This is a genomic window from Paraburkholderia sp. EB58, from assembly GCF_050436665.1.
Classification (GTDB): Bacteria; Pseudomonadota; Gammaproteobacteria; order Burkholderiales; family Burkholderiaceae; genus Paraburkholderia.
The window spans coordinates 109,501-128,811 of the sequence record NZ_JBNDMQ010000008.1; the positions used below are offsets into that span (position 1 = coordinate 109,501).

The 19,311-nt window shown below is 56.6% G+C and carries 10 protein-coding genes; 6 read left to right on the forward strand and 4 right to left on the reverse strand.

Annotated elements, in window-relative coordinates; translation table 11 throughout:
- From P3T40_RS13975 to P3T40_RS13990, 4 genes are read right to left on the reverse strand one after another with little or no spacing between them, the layout of a single operon-like run.
- The gene (locus tag P3T40_RS13975) at positions 1-852 is read right to left on the reverse strand and encodes an enoyl-CoA hydratase family protein (protein WP_429268298.1); all 852 of its coding nucleotides are present in this window, start codon (positions 850-852) and stop codon (positions 1-3) included.
- Between the two features lie 26 nt (positions 853-878).
- Positions 879-1,436 carry a MarR family winged helix-turn-helix transcriptional regulator gene (locus P3T40_RS13980; RefSeq protein ID WP_429268299.1) on the reverse strand — a complete coding sequence of 186 codons (558 nt, stop codon included), beginning with the start codon at positions 1,434-1,436 and terminating at the stop codon, positions 879-881.
- The gene (locus P3T40_RS13985; RefSeq protein WP_429268300.1) at positions 1,433-2,227 is read right to left on the reverse strand and encodes an SDR family NAD(P)-dependent oxidoreductase; all 795 of its coding nucleotides are present in this window, start codon (positions 2,225-2,227) and stop codon (positions 1,433-1,435) included. The genes P3T40_RS13980 and P3T40_RS13985 overlap by 4 nt, the downstream gene beginning before the upstream one ends.
- Positions 2,224-4,599 carry a bifunctional salicylyl-CoA 5-hydroxylase/oxidoreductase gene (locus tag P3T40_RS13990; protein WP_429268301.1) on the reverse strand — a complete coding sequence of 792 codons (2,376 nt, stop codon included), beginning with the start codon at positions 4,597-4,599 and terminating at the stop codon, positions 2,224-2,226. The genes P3T40_RS13985 and P3T40_RS13990 overlap by 4 nt, the downstream gene beginning before the upstream one ends.
- A gap of 1,596 nt (positions 4,600-6,195) precedes the next feature.
- On the opposite strand from P3T40_RS13990, the gene P3T40_RS13995 reads away from it, so the two are divergent.
- The 6 genes from P3T40_RS13995 (at position 6,196) to P3T40_RS14020 (ending at position 19,121) form a co-directional block, all read left to right on the forward strand.
- Positions 6,196-6,468 carry a hypothetical protein gene (locus P3T40_RS13995; protein ID WP_429268302.1) on the forward strand — a complete coding sequence of 91 codons (273 nt, stop codon included), beginning with the start codon at positions 6,196-6,198 and terminating at the stop codon, positions 6,466-6,468.
- Positions 6,469-6,485: 17 nt separating this feature from the next.
- Positions 6,486-7,787: a hypothetical protein gene (locus tag P3T40_RS14000; RefSeq protein WP_429268303.1), complete on the forward strand. Its 1,302-nt coding sequence runs from the start codon at positions 6,486-6,488 to the stop codon at positions 7,785-7,787.
- A 573-nt stretch (positions 7,788-8,360) separates the two neighbouring features.
- A complete protein-coding gene (locus P3T40_RS14005) occupies positions 8,361-9,578 on the forward strand; it encodes a Druantia anti-phage system protein DruA (RefSeq protein WP_429268304.1) in 1,218 nt (405 codons plus the stop codon).
- A gap of 11 nt (positions 9,579-9,589) precedes the next feature.
- Positions 9,590-12,451, forward strand: a complete 2,862-nt coding sequence (locus P3T40_RS14010; protein ID WP_429268305.1) for a hypothetical protein — start codon at positions 9,590-9,592, stop codon at positions 12,449-12,451.
- A gap of 83 nt (positions 12,452-12,534) precedes the next feature.
- A complete protein-coding gene (locus tag P3T40_RS14015) occupies positions 12,535-13,527 on the forward strand; it encodes a hypothetical protein (RefSeq protein ID WP_429268306.1) in 993 nt (330 codons plus the stop codon).
- A gap of 20 nt (positions 13,528-13,547) precedes the next feature.
- Positions 13,548-19,121, forward strand: a complete 5,574-nt coding sequence (locus P3T40_RS14020) for a DEAD/DEAH box helicase (RefSeq protein ID WP_429268307.1) — start codon at positions 13,548-13,550, stop codon at positions 19,119-19,121.
- Positions 19,122-19,311: the final 190 nt, after the last annotated feature.

Sequence of the window (19,311 nt, forward strand, 5' to 3'; positions counted from 1 at the left end):
TCAGTCTCCTTCGAATACTGGACGCGTTTTCGCCGCAAACGCGCGATACGCGCGTTCGAAGTCGTGCGTGCTCATGCAGATGGCCTGGGCTTGCGCCTCGGATTCGATCGCTTCGTCGATGCTCATGCTCCATTCCTGGTGCAGCATCTTCTTGGTGATGCCGTGCGCGAAGGTCGGTCCAGCAACGAGTTCAGCGGCCAGTTTCGCGGCTTCGTCGAGCAAGGCATCGGGTTCGCACAAGCGGTTATAGAAGCCCCAGGCATGACCTTCGTCGCCGCTTGCCGAGCGACCGGTGAAGAGCAGTTCGGACGCACGTCCTTGACCGATGATGCGCGGCAAGATCGAGCACGCGCCCATATCGCAGCCTGCGAGGCCAACACGCGAAAACAGGAACGCGAGCTTGCTGCGCGCGGTGCCCAGTCGTAAGTCGGACGCCATGGCCAGAATGGCGCCTGCGCCTGCACAGACGCCATCAACGGCGGCAACGACAGGCTGCGGGCAGTGGCGCATCGCTTTCACCAGATCGCCCGTCATGCGAGTGAACAGCAGCAGCTCGGGCATCGGCAGATCGATCAGCGGCGCGATGATGTCGTGGACATCGCCGCCCGAGCAGAAGTTGCCGCCCGCACCGTGGATCACCACGGCTTTCACATCCGTTGCGTACGCGAGCTGGCGAAACAGGTCGCGCAACTCGGCATACGATTCGAACGTGAGCGGGTTTTTTCGTTCGGGGCGGTTCAGCGTGATCGTTGCCACCTTGGCGCTGACTGACCAGCCGAAGTGCTTCGCTTCATAGCCCGCCAGCGTGACGCGATTGCCGGCAAGCAGTGCGTCGACGTGGGATGATGTCATGGATATCTCCTCCAGTTCGGTGCCGCTCAACCCTTGAGGTTGTCGAGCAGATGTTTCTTGAGCTTGCCCAGACGCTGATGCGTGCGTGACTTCTCGTCGAGGCTCAGGCCGCCGAACATTTCGACGACCCACTGTTCATGCGCTATCGCCATCCGGTCGAATAGCGCGCGACCTTCGGGTGTCAGGCGCACGCTGATCGAGCGGCGATCGTTCGGATCGGCATCGCGAACAACGAGGCTTTCCTTTTCGAGCTGATCGGTAATGCCGGTCACGTTGCCGCCCGTTACCATCAGACGCCGTGAGAGCTCGGTCATCTTGAGCCCCTCGGGATGACGTTCGAGCTGAGCCATCAGGTCGAAGCGCGGCAGCGTCGTATCGAACTCGGTGCGCAGCCGTTTGCGCAGTTCGGCCTGCACGAGGTTGGTGGTGGTGAGCATACGCAGCCATAGACGCAGGCCCATATGGCTGTCGGCGCCGGTGCTCATTTCCATATCGACCACATTCTCCGCAGGCTTGGCGACACCTTTGCGCGGCGGCTTTGCATCTGTGGATGCGGGCTTTTTAGCGCTAGCTGCACGGGTCATGTGACTTCTCCCCCGGAGACGGAAATGGATTGGCCGGTGATAGCCGCGGAGCCTGGCATGCAAAGCCACAGTGCGGCATTGGCGACTTCTTCCGGCGCGACAAAGCGCTGTTGCGGGTTGTTGCGCAGCAGGATGCTGCGCGCTTCCTGCTCGCTGCGCGACGTTTTGCTGGTGATCTGGTCGAGCGAAGCGCGTAGCAGTTCAGTCTCGGTATAGCCGGGACAGACTGCGTTGACGGTGATGCCCTTCGTCGCGACTTCGAGCGCGAGCGAACGGGTCAGGCCGATCACGCCGTGCTTGGCCGCGCAATACGCGGCGACGTAGGCATAGCCGATCTGCCCTGCGGTGCTGGCGACGTTGACGATGCGGCCATAGCCGCGTTCGAGCATGCCGGGCAGCACGGCGCGCGTGCACAGGAACACGCCGGTCAGGTTGACGTCGAGCATGCGTTGCCAGAGCGCCATATCGGTCTGTGTGAACGGAGCCGCTTGAGCCTGGCCCGCGTTATTGATCAGGATGTCGACAGAACCCGCTTGCTCGAATGCAGCAGCGACGGCGGCTTCCTGTGTGACGTCTACCGCGATGCAGGCGAGTTCGCTTGCTGTGCCTGCCGTCGCGCTCAGGGCGTTTAACGCGTCACGCTGCGCGGCAAGACGCGCAGCGTCGCGACCCATCAACGTCACCCGTGCGCCGGCACGCACCAGCGCTGCGGCGGTGGCTGCGCCAATTCCGCTGCCGCCGCCCGTGACGACGGCATGTTTTCCGGCCAGCGTGGAGGTCTCGGTATTCACACGGTTCCTTCTGCGCGTTGCGCGCGTTCTTGCGGCGACAGCCCCGCGTTTGCCGCGACCTGTGCGCGTTCGCGTTCCAGGTTGCGTTCCAGTTGCGATTTCGCCGCGGCGTATTGCTTTGGCCACATCACGTCGAAGTAGCCGATCTTCGCGGCTTCGTTAAGGGTCCATGAAGGATTGGCCAGATGTGGCCGCGCCACCGCGCAGAGATCCGCGCGGCCGGCGGCGATAATGCTGTTCACGTGATCGGCTTCGGAAATCGCGCCGACGGCAATTGTCGCGATACCAGCTTCGTTGCGGATGCGATCGGCGAACGGCGTCTGGAACATGCGGCCATACACCGGTTTTTCGGCCTTGATGACCTGGCCCGACGAGACGTCGATCATGTCGGCGCCGGCAGCTTTGAACGCCCGTGCAATTTCCACTGCGTCGTCCGGCGTGGTGCCGCCGTCTACCCAGTCGTGCGCGGAGATCCGCACCGAGATGGGCTTATCTTGCGGCCAGACCTTGCGGATCGCGGCGAAGACTTGCAGCGGATAGCGCAGCCGGTTTTGCAGCGAGCCGCCGTATTCGTCGCTGCGCTGATTGGTGAGCGGCGAGAGGAAGCTGGAGAGGAAATAGCCGTGGGCGCAGTGCAGTTCAAGCCAGTCGAAGCCGGCCTCGGCCGCCATCTCGGTTGAACGGACGAATTGCGCTTCGATTTCACGCAGATCGTCGAGGCTCGCCTCGCGCGACCATTGGCTGACGCCATGCAGATACTGCTGCGGCGAGGCCGATACGAGCGGCCAGTTGCCGTCAGGCAACGGCTGATCGATACCTTCCCAACTCACGCGCGTGGAGGCTTTGGCGCCTGCATGTCCGAGTTGCATGCCGATCTTCGCGTCCGATTGCGCGTGCACCAAATGGACGATGCGCTTCCATGCGGCGAGATGTGCCGGCGTGTACATGCCGGGGCAGCCCGGCGTGATACGGGCATCCGGCGACACGCAGGTCATCTCCGTCATCACCAGCCCGGCACCACCCATGGCGCGCGCGCCGAGATGCATCAGGTGGTAGTCGCCCGCGACACCGTCGACGGCGGAGTATTGCGCCATCGGCGAGACCACCACGCGATTCTTGAGCGTCACGCCGCGCAGACGGAACGGCGTGAACATCGGCGGCACGGAATGCTTTGCCGGCGCGCGTTCAATGCCGGAGCGTGTCGCGAGCCAGTCTTCGAATCCGGACAGGTACTGCGCGTCGCGCTCACGCAGGTTTTCGTGCGAGATGCGCTGCGAGCGTGTCAGCAGCGAATAGGCGAACTGTTCCGGCTCGAACGACGTATAGCGGTCGACATGCTCGAACCACTCCGTCGAATTGCGTGCCGCGTTTTGAATGCGCAACACGCCGACGCTGCGCACTTCGGTGTAATGCTTGAGCGCGGCGGCCAGATCGCCGGGATGTTCGCCGATACTGTTGGCGAGTTCGATCGAATCTTCAAGTGCGAGCTTGGTGCCCGAGCCGATCGAGAAGTGGGCCGTGTGTGCGGCGTCGCCCATCAGCACGATGGGTGTGGGCTGCGCGCCGTTGGCGTTGGTGCGCCAGTGCACCCATTCCTGGTTGACCACGCGCGGAAAGCGAATCCATTGCGACGAGCCGCGTAAATGCGCGGCGTTCGACAGCAAGGGGTTGCCGTCCAGATACTTCGCAAACAGCTTCTCGCAGAAGGCGATGCTGTCTTCCTTGCTCATTTCGTCGAGACCGGCCGCGCGCCACACGCGCTCCGGCGTTTCAACGATGAAGGTGGAGGTCTGATCGTCGAACCGGTAGGCGTGGGCCTGGAACCAGCCCCATTCGGTCTCTTCGAAGGCGAAGGTGAATGCGTCGAAGAGCTTTTTTGTACCGAGCCAGACGAAGCGGCAATCGCGCATGTCGATATCCGGCTGGTAAGTCGCCGCATACTTCTGACGAATCGCGCTATTGGCACCGTCGCAGGCGATGATCAGGTCGGCTTCGTAGGCGGCGTCGTCCGTCACCTGGGTTTCGAAGACCAGCTTGACGCCGAGATCTTCGCAACGCGCCTGCAGGATGTTCAGGAGGCGTTTGCGGCCGATGCCGCAGAAGCCGTGACCCGACGAGCGGACCTGCTGGCCACGGAAATTGATCTCGATGTCGTCCCAGTGGTTGAAGGCGTCGAGAATCGCGTCGGCACTTGGTGCGTCGGCCGCGCGCAGGTTGCCGAGCGTCTGGTCCGAGAACACCACGCCCCAGCCGAAGGTGTCGTAAGGCCGGTTGCGTTCGATGACCGTGACCTCGTTCTCCGGATTGCGGCCCTTCATCAACAGCCCAAAGTACAGGCCGGCGGGGCCTCCCCCGATACAGACGATACGCATGCTGGCACTCCGGTTGGAATCTTGAAAGTAATTTAGCCCTCGATAGTTTAGATGTCAAGTAAATGATGGAGTGTGCGGCGTCGCCCCGTCGCCGTCCTGATCCTGGAAATAAAAAGTGTCACTTGCGAATAAAAAGTGTTACGTCTCTCCACAATGTGAAATATCGAAGTGGTGAGAGCGTAGATCGCTCTGCAACCGACGGACGGTCCAATCACCATCGCACCGCTAAGGGGGGGCTCTCAGCCTCGGCTGGATGAGCTATCGAAATACTGATCCGAGAGAATAAAGTCCGTCATGAAAGAATAGAGTCCGTCATGGATTTTTCACCATGTGGACTCCGCCTGAGTTTGCCTCGTGGATTTTCTAATCGGAAATTGGGGTTGGAAGGAAGGCGGTATTGGCGGGCGTGGAGATTCCGCGGAATGTAGCGAAGTCTGTGAGGGTGGAATTGGAGTGCGCGGATCGGTGCGCCGTTGTTGTGAGACGTAAAAATATCGGCTTAGTCACCTCCGTCATATCGGCTTAGTGCACGTGGTTGAATGCGCTCAAAACCCGTGTGGGGTGGGCGCCTAAGCCGAATTAACTGCCATGCCAGGTCCGAGGCCTTAGACTGCCATGTTTAGTCTCAAAAAACAGTCTGTTTAGCTGCATCGTGGCAACGATTGAAACGTGCTTGTCGAGCGGTATTTGGCGAAGTCTGTGACGGTGGGGTAGCGAAGGTCAAATTGTTCGCACCAAATGAAAGCGTTCCGTGACCTCACATAAATGCGTTCCGTGGAGAGGGTCAAAATCGCCTCAAACCGTTGCTGGATGTGGCGCGGAACGCTTTCGCGGTGCTCTGTGTAATCGGCAAAAAATCTGTGCCCTCGACCTCCGGCTTTGAGAGCAATCGTGGGGCTGGAGCCTCCACGGAACGCTTCTTCTTCCCGGTATAAGCGTGCGTCAACTGCTGCAGCTGTTTTGCCCGAAAAAGCCGGGCGGCGAACCGGTAGACTGGAACCTCCACAACCTTCCCAGAACCTCGGCATGGCGCGCTTTCGGTTAGTCAGGGGCCTGATTCCGTGGCAACAACCAGGTGGGTATCGTCAGCGGTGCGACGGGCGTCGCTTTGCAGTTAATCAATTGCTGTCGCTCGCGAACCACCAATTCTTGTCGCGACGCGAGCGATGCCTACCCTTTTCTCCGCCCCAAACGACCTTCGTACCAGCCGTTAGTGCCGCGAAAGTATGCAGGCGCATAACTACAAAAATATGCCCCCATATATCTGTATATCTTCGAGGACAGGTATAGCGAAGAACCGCAGGTGCTCAGAGTGGAGTGCCGCGTTTCAGGGCGAATCTCATCGTCGGTGTAGGCAGTGAGGTGTCAACGTCTTCGACCGCTTCGTGGTAGACGAAGGCACAGAGGTCGGCGAACTCCTGACTCCGGACCGGGTGACTATCGAACGGTTTCTCTAGTTGCCCGGTACCATCGATTTTGGTCCGACTCGTGTGGCACTTGAGTTCAGTGCGAAAAACTGTCCCCTTCTAGTCGCCACAATTTCCGACAATGCGTTCAGCAAGGTCGTTGTGGCCTCGCACACTCAGGAGCAAAAACATGCTGAAATCAGTCAACATCGTCTGGGCCGCCGGGAACGAGGGCTATCACATCGACAGAGCGCTACGCGATTTCCCCGAGCCCGACGTGCTTGGGGCGGTGGCCGCGCAAGTGCTTCACGCCGGCATGGCCTCGACATACACCGATGCAATGAGACGCGCGGTGGAGATTGTGGAATACCATCGCCATGTGGCAAACGGCGCAACGATTTGTCGACAGGCCCATGTGCAGTTGCAGCAAGCTGCCATGAAAACTCCTATGAAATTGGCCTAAAAAACGGGGAGAAAGATATGGCCGGCGAGACGACTTCCGAGTATGGCGGGACTGTGCTGCCTCGAAAAATACGTTCCTCCTTGCGCGGTATTTTAGGCTGGGACGCTTACAAGCAATACTCCCGCGGCTTGCCTGGCTTGGAGCGCCGGTTACTATTCAATCAGTACAGTGGCGTGTGCGCTCATATGGCGCGCTGGTCCACTCAGTGGTCGACTCAACTAATGATTGAGTGGGACGGCACATGGGAAAAGAGCAACTATCTTGCAGCTTATGAACGGACGCAGGCTCCCGAGAAGGTTCGGGAATTGGCGGATTACCGGCTGCAGTATCTGGAACTGCTCTACAACCTTCTGCCAAAGCACGAGAGCGACGTATATGGCGAACTGCTGTCGCCTTGTTTTCTATCTGACGGCTGCATGCCCGACGTCAAGGCGGTATCTGTAATCTACAAGCTGCAGGACTTCTTGATGCTTTCATTTGCGGTTGGTGGGAGCAAGGAGGTCACGTCTGTAAGCCGAATTTTGGACGAAGCGCTAGGTACTGTCATGGACGCTCCTTCGTCGAACAAGGACTCCCTGTTCGCGCGGCTAATGCTCAACGCGGCGGTGAACCGTTGTCACTTGGAGCTGTCGGAGCAGTCCCGTCTCGATAGACAGGCAAAAGACGGGATGGTGCCGCTCGTGCTTCACTTACAGCGCCTGTTTTGGGGAGGCGTCTTACCCGAAGTAACAAGCATCGAAGAAGTGCGCGAGAAGGTCATCTCTGTTATGAACCTGCCGGCAGAGGGGTACGCCAACTGGCGAAGGTTTAAGGGCAATTCCCTTGATAAGGTGCTGGAGCGGGCGCATGCCTTGGCCGACACCGACCGTATGATTGCACAGTCCCCCGAATCCGAGCGGTACCGCTGGCGGTACGTGCTACTTACGTGCTTGGCTGTGGCGTGGAGTTACTGCACCGAAGAAGAGTTCGACACGCGTCTTGTGGGGGCCAACCGTCGTGACCGGCAGGTTATCGGCGGCCGGTCCAAAGAGGACGCACACACGTATCCTCCGAATTTGACGCTCTACCATCGTCGACAGTTCAAGCTCTTGTGGATATTCGCTCATATGCCGCGCCTAGACCCGGGGCGGGTCGTGAAGCGACACGCGGACGTACAAGCGGAAAGGGACTTGCATCAGGCGTATCTCGGCAGGTTCAAGCATTTGACACTGTGGCAATGGGGGAAGCTCGACGAGTCACTATCCTCGTTATTGCGAGGTACCCGGTGGGACGAACTCGCACCGCTGGTCGACAGCAATCATCTGGCGACGTTGCGCTGAGGCGGTCCGCGCGTTGCGCCAGTTGGCATCCCGAGACGGGCTCAGCGACGCACCATGTACGGCTCTCGTTGTACTAGAAATTTCCTTGGATTTAGTGCAACGGGAAACCAGAATGGAAAACGCGCCGTGCTAGAAGTTTCACGTGGGGCGTATCCCTTTATTTACTACACTCGGTCGCGTTAGGCGGATAATCAATCCCGGCGTCGGACGGCACGAAGTTACTTTTGTCTTCTACCGCGCCGCAAGCACAATATGGCGCTTTGCCCGTAAGAAGCGAAGTGAAATTGTTTATTACAATATTCCGGGGGCAGACTTGTTGGGGTGTGGCGAAACCATCGGGGATGGCGAAAGAACGCAAACTCGGTGCGCGAAATCTCGCGGGCCAGTCCCGTCGATGACGCGTGCGTTTATTGCGACGGTTACCGTGGACGAAGCGCCACAATCCTTTGTTGAAAGCAAGCCGCCAGCGGTTTCGGCTTCGCATATCCAACTCGTACTCCAAACTGGCGTTTTTCCAATCCGCCGTGCCGCACTAAAACTTTACTTTAGTATTTTTTTCAATGGACCGGATAAATGAGCCTAAAGCCGGCAAGTAAGGCCTTTACAGTCGAGGCGCGCATTAAGCGGCGCCTGCGTTCGCACCTATCAAAACTTGGGTTCAATCGAGCCGAGGATGGGTCGCTTGTGCTTCCAGACGCTGGTAAGGACACTGTCAGAACGCTACATCGACAGCAGCGGCTTGACCTACTCGCTGAGAATACGGGATTTATTGACGCGAATTTGCCGCGGATGCAAGATTACTTTGCTTCAGGTGGCGAGGTCGATGTAGGCAGAATTAAGCCAGTTCTTCAGAGAGTAAGCGGGGGTACTTGGGAGTCGAATCTCTTCCGACTCGCATCGCTCACATGGTCAGTGCCCGTTTCGGCAGGCTTTGGTCGGCGTATCCGATATCTTGTGTGGGATGAGTCCAATGGCAAGCTCATCGGAATAGTGGCAATCGGCGACCCTGTCTACAATCTAGCTGTCCGCGATGACTTGATTGGTTGGACTGTAGCGGACAGAGCCAACCGGCTCGTGTGCGTAATGGACGCATATGTGTTGGGTTCGGTCCCGCCGTACAACGCACTGCTTGGTGGAAAGTTGGTAGCGTCTCTTCTTCGGACGCGGGACGTCTACAACGATTTCACGCGAACGTACGGCGGAACGACGGGCATCATTTCTGGAGAGGAAAAACACGCTCGGCTGTTGGCGATAACTACATCGTCATCTATGGGGCGCTCATCGGTGTATAACCGGCTGAAGCTCAACGGGACGACGTATTTTCGGTCAATTGGATACACAGGCGGCTGGGGGCATTTCCATATCCCGGACGACTTATTCGAAGAAATGCGTGACTACCTGCGAGGTATCCAGCACGGCTATGCGGATTTGCATGCATTTGGTCAAGGTCCGAACTGGAGACTTCGTACCGTGAGAGCTGCACTCAATTCGCTGGGCTTCAAGCAGGATATGTTGAAACATGGGATACAGCGGGAAGTATTCCTGTGCGAAACAGCGGCAAATAGTTTGCGTATCCTTGCCGGTAAAGAAAAGCGACCGAACATAAAGTCTCTACTGACTGCCGAGGAAGTCGGAAGATTGGGCGTTGAGCGATGGATGGTGGGTCGGGCCGAACGCATGCCGGATTTTAGACAGTGGAATAAAGAGGGCTTGCTGGGACTGATTCAAGGAACTGGTCATAGGGGCCGGACAGGGGGAACGGCAGTCGAGACCACGAGCCGCGTGGGTTAAAAGGTACTTTCGTGGACCCAATCCTTGATAACTATCAGCGCGAGCTTGAGACTCACTTTAAGTCAGTTGCCGCGCAGCGTGACGCAGAAGGACTACCAGTCTTTGCCATAGAGCACGGCCTCGATGCTCAGGCGGTTTCAGCGCTGGGAGACCGGCTGAGGCAAAGCTTGGTGCGAGACGACCGACTGTCACCCCATTGGTTGCTTTGGGTCATCTACGCGACCGAACTCGGCTATGACTACGACGGCCAAGAGTATTGGCCTTCCTTTGAGCAACGGACACCACGGTGGCGATTACAAATTGACCGTCGCCAGTCGCTTAGGCAGTGGTTTCTTCGCTTCCATAAGTCATATCGTGGTGCTCGGCCCGCTGGTCCTTGGGCCACCCAGTTTTCAATCATTTCGTGGCCAATCACGCATGCAATCCTTCCAAAGGACCTACAAGGACAGTTGGCCAAAATTCTGTACGAGGAGCGCTATTCGATAGCGCAGTTCGCGAACGAGTCGCCGGAAGAAGTCGGGAATCTCATCGCTGCGTCCGCCTACGACGCCTCAGCCCGCCTTCGGAATTTCCTCGAGCAGCCTGAACTAGCCGGAAGAATCATTCTGGGTCTGCTTGCTCCGTCGGGCGAAACGTCGAATCGCTGGCTACAGGATGGAACTATCCGTAGAATCCTCGCAGACCTTGAGAAGCAACGCCAAGCAAAAGTGTGGTTGCAGGAGACGAGGTCGACGATAGACTCGGTCAAATTGAAGCTTGCTTCCCAAGCCAGATTTCCAGTCGATTCGCAGGCTATCAATCGATTCCAAGAGACGAAGAGCGACCGCGTTGCCGTGAAGAGCGTGACACCTCAGCTCTTGCTGTTTCGAGAAAGGCAAGATGATTGGGTACCCTTCGTCGAGATTCCATCCTTCGATTCAATAGCTAAACTAAACCCGCGCCTGGCGACCCTTTTACGCTCGAGTCGCGCGAAGGTCTTGGGGACAGCGGGGGCATGGAGCGCGCCGGGGTGGCTGCTGTACGGCCCATACCGAAAACGCCTGACGTCATGGCCTGAGCCGTCAAAATCTCTTATTCAGATTGACAAAGCCGACACCGGCCTACAGTACATCTTGGACGGCGAATGTCATATAACCGCTGGTCCTAGTTGGCTTTTCAGATTACGACCCGATGGAACCGCTGTACAAGTGCCGAACCGGGTCGTGCAACTTGATACCGAATATATTCTTCTGCGCAGTAACGCAAGCGAGACAGGCGAGTTTTTCCGAACATTGCGGACAGACTCCGCAGGAATTTCGCTAACTGAAATCAAGGTTACCTCTAGTACGCCCCCAGAAGCACTGCGTATTCTGGCCACCCTCGACGTGGGGATTGAAAGGTTCCTGAGAATCTGGCCTGTTGGTACGCCTCCTAGACGATGGGCAGTTGACGGTTCAGTTGAATGGTTGTCGCACGAGTCGCCAATCATAGGCGTATCACATGATGGCTCGTGTCAATCCTTGTCGATGCGCGTTGGTCAACAGGCAGCGATTCCTATTACCCCAAGGACTGATGGTCAGCCCGTTTTCGCAAGCATCGGACAATTGCCCATCGGCGTCCATTCTCTCAGTGTGACCGCGCAACACAAGATTGATGAACAAGGAGCGGTCGGCCGTATAGTTACAAGTCATGCGAAACTGAGCATACTCATTAGACGACCGCACGCATGGGTCCCGGGTAGTGTCTCTCATCGCGGCTTCATCGTTTCTTGCGAGCGTCTCGAACCGACCCTCGACGGGCTTCTTGCTGGGCAAGTGGCGATATCAGTTGCAGGTCCCACTGGGCGTAATGTCGATTGCAGACTTGAACTATTAGACGGGTCCGGTAAGGTTTTATCGTCCGACCACATCGGTTCCGTTCGTCTGCCAGCTAACCGTGCAACTTGCGCGGCATTGCTAACGCGACATCTTGAAAACCTCAAAGACCCTTACCACTATTCGACCGCAAGCGGCAGTCGCTTGGTAATTGACGGAGACGAGTTAGGAACCTTCAGGGTCGTCTTAAAACACACACTCTCTCCTCTCCGATGGTACGCGAGAGGAAGTAAGACGCTTGAAATTCAACTTATTGACGACGGTGACCGTGAAACACCGGCGACAGTCAGCTTTAGTTCATTTGAATGCGCGGGAGTCGCTCGTAAAGCAGAATTTGCTGCAGAAAGCAATTCGCTGGTGCCTGATGGACAGGGTGGGTTGTACGTTGCCGAATGTGGCGGCCTCCGCGCATGTATCGTAGCCAGCGCATGGATAAAGGCCGGACTCGATGGGCTGGCTGTTCATCCGTCATTGCAAATGGACCTCGGACAGAATGGTGCCCTCGCACGACTACTTGAGTCCATCAAAGATTGGTCCCGAGCCCGCGCATTCGGGCCGCTTGCCAATCAACGAAGGGAAATTGTCGTAGCCGATTTGCAAGCCTATCTTTTTGCCTATATGTGTGGCCGGCGTTGGGCCTCATACGAAAAGCGACTGCGTGCCGACGGCGTAAGCTCTGACCTGCAACGGTGCTTAGAAGAAGCCGTGTATAAAAACGTGTCGTTTGGCATCGCCCTGTCAAACAACAAAAATCAAATCGTCACCGATTCGTTCGTCGAAAGCTGCGAACGGTTTCATCGACAGGCTGCACGTTTTCAAGTGTGCGGTGACCCGGAGCTATCATCAACTGCCTTAGGGCTAGCCGCTCGACCTGCAACTATTGCGGAACTGCTGGGGCCGACCTCATCAGAGAAGATAACCGCTCTGCAAACGATGCCAGAACTAGTCAGGGCGGCAAGATTGCTCGTCGTCTTAAGTGATGGCATGAGTAAAGAAAAAATTGAAAAGTGGGCACCATGATTGTCCAATTGACCGCGTTGGAGGCTACGCTCGCAGCGAGAGAAAACCTAGGCATCGCGCCCAAGTCGGCGACGGACCTTCCTTTGGATGATGAGTTCATCGCTGCATCTTTGCGTCGAATAGCTGGATTTCATTGCCCTTGCTCTCCAGCGACGTTGCGGACGGTATTGCTTGAGAGCTTGGACAGCCTCGTTCCAGACCGCGTCGCGTTGCAGGGGCGAGTCGAGCACGTCCTGGAAGCTATGCACGTCGTCGGTGATTTACTTGAACTCTCTCAGGTAACCGTAGCCGACGATAGCACGCCCCGAACGTGGGCCTTTGCAGCGCCGCCGTCATTCGTAGCACGCACGGACACGATTTTCAACATCCTCGGATTGGCGGCCGAGGACTCATTGCCCCTACCGCAATCGCTGAAATCTCGAGTGCGCCTCAAAGGCGCAAGCCGTGTGCTGCAAGCTGAGGTGGACGAAGACATTCGGTCCCAACTTCTTGCTGCAGGATTTCAAGAGCAATCGTTGGAAACGTGGCTCCGGTTGCCTCGACTAACGACTCCGACTGAATATGTGCGACAAATCGAAGCTCAACTGGCCACTAAACAGCCTTCCGGCGAGATAGACGAACTTCGAATCATCGATACCAACCAGCACACGCTCTCGTACCGAAAGAGATGGACTGCTCCCACTCTGCAAAGTGGTCGTTACGTATGTCGACGCGCACAGGCTTATGGTGCCGACATCTGGGGTTACGTCGAACTAGCTGCTGGAAGACCAGAAAAGCTGCTGGACTTCCCGCTCGCGGGAAGCACTTATAGGGGTTGTGACGAAGCATGGCGGTTGCAGATGGCGTTGGACCAAGCTTCAGGTCATCCCCAAGACTTTCAAGCTAGCCAGCACGCAGACGGCATCTTGCTCACTTTTGACTCACCACTCCCGCTGTGGATGGTTCGACGGCTTGAGACCGTGGGGGACCAAGTGAGCTTTACCGGTGCCTTGCTAGCATTTTTGATTTCTAGACATCTTGTGGCTCCAGAAATCGAGTATCTGACGAGTAGATTGGGACTAAATCTAACAACTTAAAATTCCGAGGAAGAGAGACCGTGGCCGAATCCATCCAGCAAACAATAGAGCAACTTCACGCCTCGCTTCGAGACTACATCGAGGCGACATATCACATCAGTCATCCAGCGCTAATCGCTCAGCGACGTGATTTGCTGGAACGGCCGGGGGTCATTCATCAGATTCCGTACTTGGAATCTACACCTCGCTATCAAAGTGGAAAGCGGTTCGAGTCAATTCCCGGATTGTCGAAGGGCGCGGTGGAGGTGTTGACAGCGCTATCTGAAAATCAAGGCAGTCATCCACAAGTACTTCACAATCCCCCGTACATCCACCAGAGCGAAGCTTTGCGGCTGTCACAGGTAGAAGGCAAGAATCTCGTGATTATGACTGGCACGGGGTCGGGAAAGACAGAGTCGTTTCTCATGCCAATATTGGGTAAGTTTGCAAAGGAGGCAACGGAACGACCAGGCTCTTTTGGTGGCCAACCAGCCATGCGCGCGATGATTCTTTATCCGATGAACGCGCTGGTTAACGACCAATTGGGACGCTTACGGTCAATTTTCGGCGATGCTCGAGTCGTCAGCAGATTTAACGAATGGTGTGGACGCCCCCCAAGGTTTGCGCGCTACACGAGCAGGACTCCATACGCCGGCGTACGCACCGCAAAGAGAGACCAAACCAAGTTCAAATCCTTCGAAGCATTCTTCGTTGAAACTGAACGGCTGGCGAATGAAGAACCATCGCATGAGCAGGCGAGGGCCGCACAACTGCGTGCGGAGCTCAAGGCAAAGGGTAAGTGGCCGGCAAAGCCGGACCTGACGGAATGGTTCGGAGATAAGGGCTCGCGCTGGGCGGGGAAGGACGGGGAATTTAAGAGGGCTGTCACGTTGCCTGCGGATTCCGAGTTAATTACGCGACACGAAGTCCAAGCGGCGCCACCCGACCTGCTCGTAACAAACTACTCGATGCTCGAGTACATGTTGATGCGGCCGATTGAGCGGACCATCTTTGACAGAACTAGCGACTGGCTCAAAGCTAACCCGACAGAGAAGTTCCTCGTTGTCCTCGACGAAGCTCACTTATACAGAGGCGCCGCTGGCGCTGAAGTTGGCCTTCTCCTTAGGCGTTTGCGGGACCGATTCGATATCGACGCGGACCGATTCCAAGTAATCTGCGCGACCGCGAGCTTTTCCGATGAGAAATATGCGCCGAGTTTCGGTGCGCAGCTTTCCGGTGTTTCGGAAGAGACGTTTGTTCCTATCACCGGACACCTGAAGCTTGCCGAGGCATCAGAGGTTGGCACTAAAGCGGACGCTGCGGCCCTCGCAACGGTCAGCCTCGCCGACTACTATTCAAGTGATAGTGTGACCCGCATAAATTCGGTCAAGGAGTTTCTCTCGTATCGTGAAGTCGAGCCAACGGAGGACTTGGATTCTGACTTATACAGGGCGCTGAAGGATTTCAATCCGCTAGGTCGACTTATCAATACCACGATGCGTGAGGCGCATGCCGTTGCGGAGCTTGGAGAGCTGCTGTTCCCTGGCGTTCAGACTCAGCACACCGAGTCAGCGTTAACGGCATTGATGAGTTTGGGTAGCGTTGCCCGTGAGCATCATGACGGCAACGCGCTGCTGCCATGTCGAATACATAATTTTTACCGAGGTCTGCCAGGGTTGTGGGCCTGCATAAACCCGGCGTGTACCGAACTTACAAGCGAAACGCACCGCAGCGCGGTTTGTGGTCGGATTTATAGTCAACCGCGTCAACGTTGCGGATGTGGCTCTCAGGTATTGGAACTCTTCACGTGCCGAAATTGTGGCTCAGCGTACGGACGCGCATATTCCGACAGCGTAGAAGAGCCTGACGCGCTTTGGAATGACCCGGGTAAGCGGCTGCGCATGGAGAGCAGCGAAGTCTCGCCGCTAAATCCGCTTGATTTGCTGCTAGAAGAGCCTAAACAGTTCGACAAGGTCGAGCCTGCATCCTACGACCTGGACACGGGCAGGCTGAACTCGCACGTGCAGTCCGACCGTGTGCGTCAGGTATTTATAAGGAAGGACAGGCTTCAGCCTGCGTCGAATGAGGAAGGTGAGCAAGACGCCCGGCTTGAGGCACGAGGCCTTTTCGTTCCATGTGGTGTATGTGGAACAAGCGCTGCGTTCGCTCGTACAAGCGTTCAAGACCATCAAACAAAGGGTGACCAGCCGTTTCAATCGCTCGTATCGAAGCAGATTCAGATTCAGCCTCCGAGCACAAAACCAGCAACCTCTTTCGCACCTCTTCGTGGACGGAAGGTGCTGGTTTTCTCCGATTCGCGTCAAGTCGCCGCAAGGCTGGCGCCGAACCTGCAGATGTACTCAACGCGTGATTCGTTGCGCCCACTACTGATTTGGGGGTTTAGAAAGCTTCAGTCGTTCCCCGCAGTCCGAGCAAAGTTGAGCCTCGAAGACGCCTACCTTTCGGTCCTATTGGCAGCCAATGTTATGGGAGTCAGGCTCAGGCCCGAGTTGTCGGCCGGCGAATCGATGGCTGTACAAAGCCAAGTCGATAAGGCCATTCGCGAGCACGATGCCCTAAACGACGTAGTTGCTATGCAATCACTTTGGATTGACGTCAGAGTTGAGAGCCCACCGGTTGCGTTGCTTGACGACATCTACAAGTCAATCACTGATAGACACTTGGGCCTTGCGGCACTTGCACTCGCTTCAATCGCCGTTCGAGAGGACAGACGTACCGTAGCGAATTCGCTGCCTACGATTCCGGGTGTCGCCGAGAACGCTGAAGACAAGATAACGCTCATCGAGGCCTGGCTTCGGTGTTGGCATCGGCGTGGGTTTTGGCTAAATGCAATGCCAGCGGCGTGGTGGCTTCGCTCCCGCTCCAGCGGGACAAGTGTGCTCTCGCAGAAGTCGAAATTCAAGGCAATGGATAAAGTCTTGCCAGAACCGGCAAGCCGCAAATTATTTGAGACTAAATGGCTGCCTGTGCTTCAAAGCGAATTCACGTCTGACCAGGGGGGTGGCGCGAGGAGACTGGAAGGAAAGACTCTTACTTTGCGGCTCGACGGTGCGTGGGTGCGCTGCAACGCATGCAAGTCTGTACATCGACCAGTGACGACGCTTCACCATTGCCTCGATTGCGGAAGTACCGATGTCTTGCCGCTTCTCCCGGACAGCGACTTGGTATTCAATGCGCGCAAGGGATATTACCGCTCGCCCGTGCAGGCGGCGTTCGCTCAGCCGCCCGTTTATCCAACAGCCCTAATTGCGGCAGAGCACACGGCACAGCTTAACGCGCCACAAAGCGAGGACGTCTTCTCGAAGGCAGAAGAGAACGAATTGCTTTTCCAGGATGTTCAGTTGTCGCTTCCCGGTCAGGAAACAAGCAATACCGCAATTGACGTGCTTTCGAGTACAACGACGATGGAGGTCGGTATCGATATTGGTGCTCTATCGGGAGTTGCTCTCAGGAATATGCCTCCCGCCCGTTCGAACTATCAACAGCGCGCCGGCCGTGCCGGACGTCGAGGAAACGCGGTAGCGACTGTGATTGCCTTTGGCAGTGCCGACAGTCACGATGAGCATTATTTTTCGAATGCGAAGGAGATGATTCGTGGTCCGGTGATTGACCCGGTATTGACGCTGGACAATCCGGAACTAACGAGGCGTCATCTCCGCGCGTATCTGCTGCAAGCGTACCATCGCGACCGAATCCCTCAGTTCGACGACCAGAGTCCTTCGAACCTATTTTCGGTACTTGGTTCAGTGGCTGGGTTCAGGTCTGAGAACGGACGACTCAACCGGACCGACTTCGAAACATGGTTGGTGACGAACCAAGATGCTCTGAGAGCGCGGATAAAGAAATGGTTGCCGACCGAGTTAGCGCCGGACGATGCCGACAGTCTGCTGGACGGTATGATTAGCGACTGCCTCAGCGCGGTCGATGAAGCTTTAAGCACTGATGGGGACGAGAGCGTGCGGGCCGCAGACGTCGGTGGCGAGGAGGATGACCCAGCAACCGAGCCGGAAGTGGCACCTGAGGTGGATGAGGACTCGCCCCCTCGTATCGATGCTTCAGATAAGCTTCTCGACAGGCTCTTGTACTGTGGTGTTCTTCCAAGGTATGCGTTTCCTACCGACGTAGCCACATTCTCAGTGTTCGACCGCTCCAGGTCAACCAGCTTCAGGCATGTTATGAAGTTTGCACCCTCTCAGAGTCTGCCAATTGCGCTCTCTCAGTATGCACCCGACAAGCAGGTTTGGATTTCGGGAAAGTGCTACACGTCGGGAGCAATTTACTCTCCGATAATTTCGGAGCGCTTTGATGCGTTTCGGAAGCGAAAGCTTTATCGTGAGTGCAACCGGTGTGGTTTCGCGGACACCAAGCCAATCGGGGCAGGCGTAGAGCTAAAAGCAGTTGCTGACTGCCCTGCATGCGGGGGACACGACACATTTGGGCCAGCGCGATATTGGTTGAGACCTCCTGGTTTTGCGCACCCCAACTACGAACAGGAAGTTACTTCACCAGACGACATGCCGCAGACAAGCTACGCCACGCGAGCGAAGCTCACGATGGTGACGCCTGCGGATGGTGACGCCTGGGGGCGTGTGAACGGTCGAATAAGGGTGATGGCTTCTCGGCAGCACCTGCTCGTCTCCAATACTGGTCCCGAAAAGCAGGGTTACACACATTGCGTCGCCTGCGGATGCATTGAAGCGACAACAACACCCGAACCCAAGCTTTTCATGCCACATGTGAAGCCGTATCCCGACGACGACTCAACATGTCCGGGCGACTACGCATACAGAAATTTAGTGTTGGGGACAGATTTCATCTCGGACGTAGCATTATTTTCGCTGCGTGTGGACCATCCACTGATTCTGAAACCTGGAACATACCCAACCGGAGTTGCTCTGAGGACCGTCAGCGAAGCTCTTGCGAAAGCGGCATGCCAGCTACTGGACATCGAACCTGGTGAAGTCATGGCCGAGTTCCGGCCGGCGTTGACCATGGATTCCGCTGGTCGAGATGGTTTACAAGCGGAAATCTTCCTTTACGACACCTTGCCAGGAGGTGCTGGTTTCTCGACGCAAGCTGCACGGCTTGGAGACGCCTTGTTCAGGAAGGCTCTTTTGCTACTGAAAAGCTGTCCCGAGCAGTGCGATGCTTCGTGTTACCGCTGCTTGCGTAGCTTTAAGAATAAGGTGGAGCACCACCTGCTCGACCGGCACGTGGGCGTTGAGCTGATTGAGTATTTGCTGACTGGAATCTTGCCGGCGTTTGACGTTACGCGCGCCACTAGAGCGCAGGGTCTGCTGATATCTGACTTGGAACGACAATCGGCGGACGGGCAATCAATCGAGAGAGATGTCTGTATTCACTTGTCGGACGGTCGAGCGGTAGTCGTCCCGATTGTGTTGACTGTTTCTGAGGGTGCTGCGCTTGCCGTCTGCATTTCGGCGCCTTTGATGGACGACAATCTTAGCGACGAAAATGTGCAAGAGGAGCTCCAAGAGCAGTTCGATTACGGAGTCGTGGTCGTAAACGAGCTACTCATTCGCGAGAATCTTCCCGCGGCCTCTGCGATTGTTTGGTCGGCCGCGCAGCGATAGTCCGACGCGTTGCTCGTCGAGGTCATAAAGCAAGGTCGGGGCAATGTATGAGGAAGGGACTCCGACTCGTTTAGTCGGACTCTCCAGCCGAATTGACGAGAAGACTCCGATGTGGCTGTTGCGAGCGACCTTTGAGAATCGGCAGTATGCGTCATTTGCCGATGGGAGCTTTCGGAACCGATTGAAATCG

Coding starts and splice junctions, on each gene's coding strand:
- P3T40_RS14000 (WP_429268303.1), top strand. CDS start 6,486: ATGGCCGGCGAGACGACTTCCGAGTATGGCGGGACTGTGCTGCCTCGA.
- P3T40_RS13980 (WP_429268299.1), bottom strand. CDS start 1,436: ATGACCCGTGCAGCTAGCGCTAAAAAGCCCGCATCCACAGATGCAAAG.
- P3T40_RS14005 (WP_429268304.1), top strand. CDS start 8,361: ATGAGCCTAAAGCCGGCAAGTAAGGCCTTTACAGTCGAGGCGCGCATT.
- P3T40_RS13975 (WP_429268298.1), bottom strand. CDS start 852: ATGACATCATCCCACGTCGACGCACTGCTTGCCGGCAATCGCGTCACG.
- P3T40_RS13995 (WP_429268302.1), top strand. CDS start 6,196: ATGCTGAAATCAGTCAACATCGTCTGGGCCGCCGGGAACGAGGGCTAT.
- P3T40_RS13990 (WP_429268301.1), bottom strand. CDS start 4,599: ATGCGTATCGTCTGTATCGGGGGAGGCCCCGCCGGCCTGTACTTTGGG.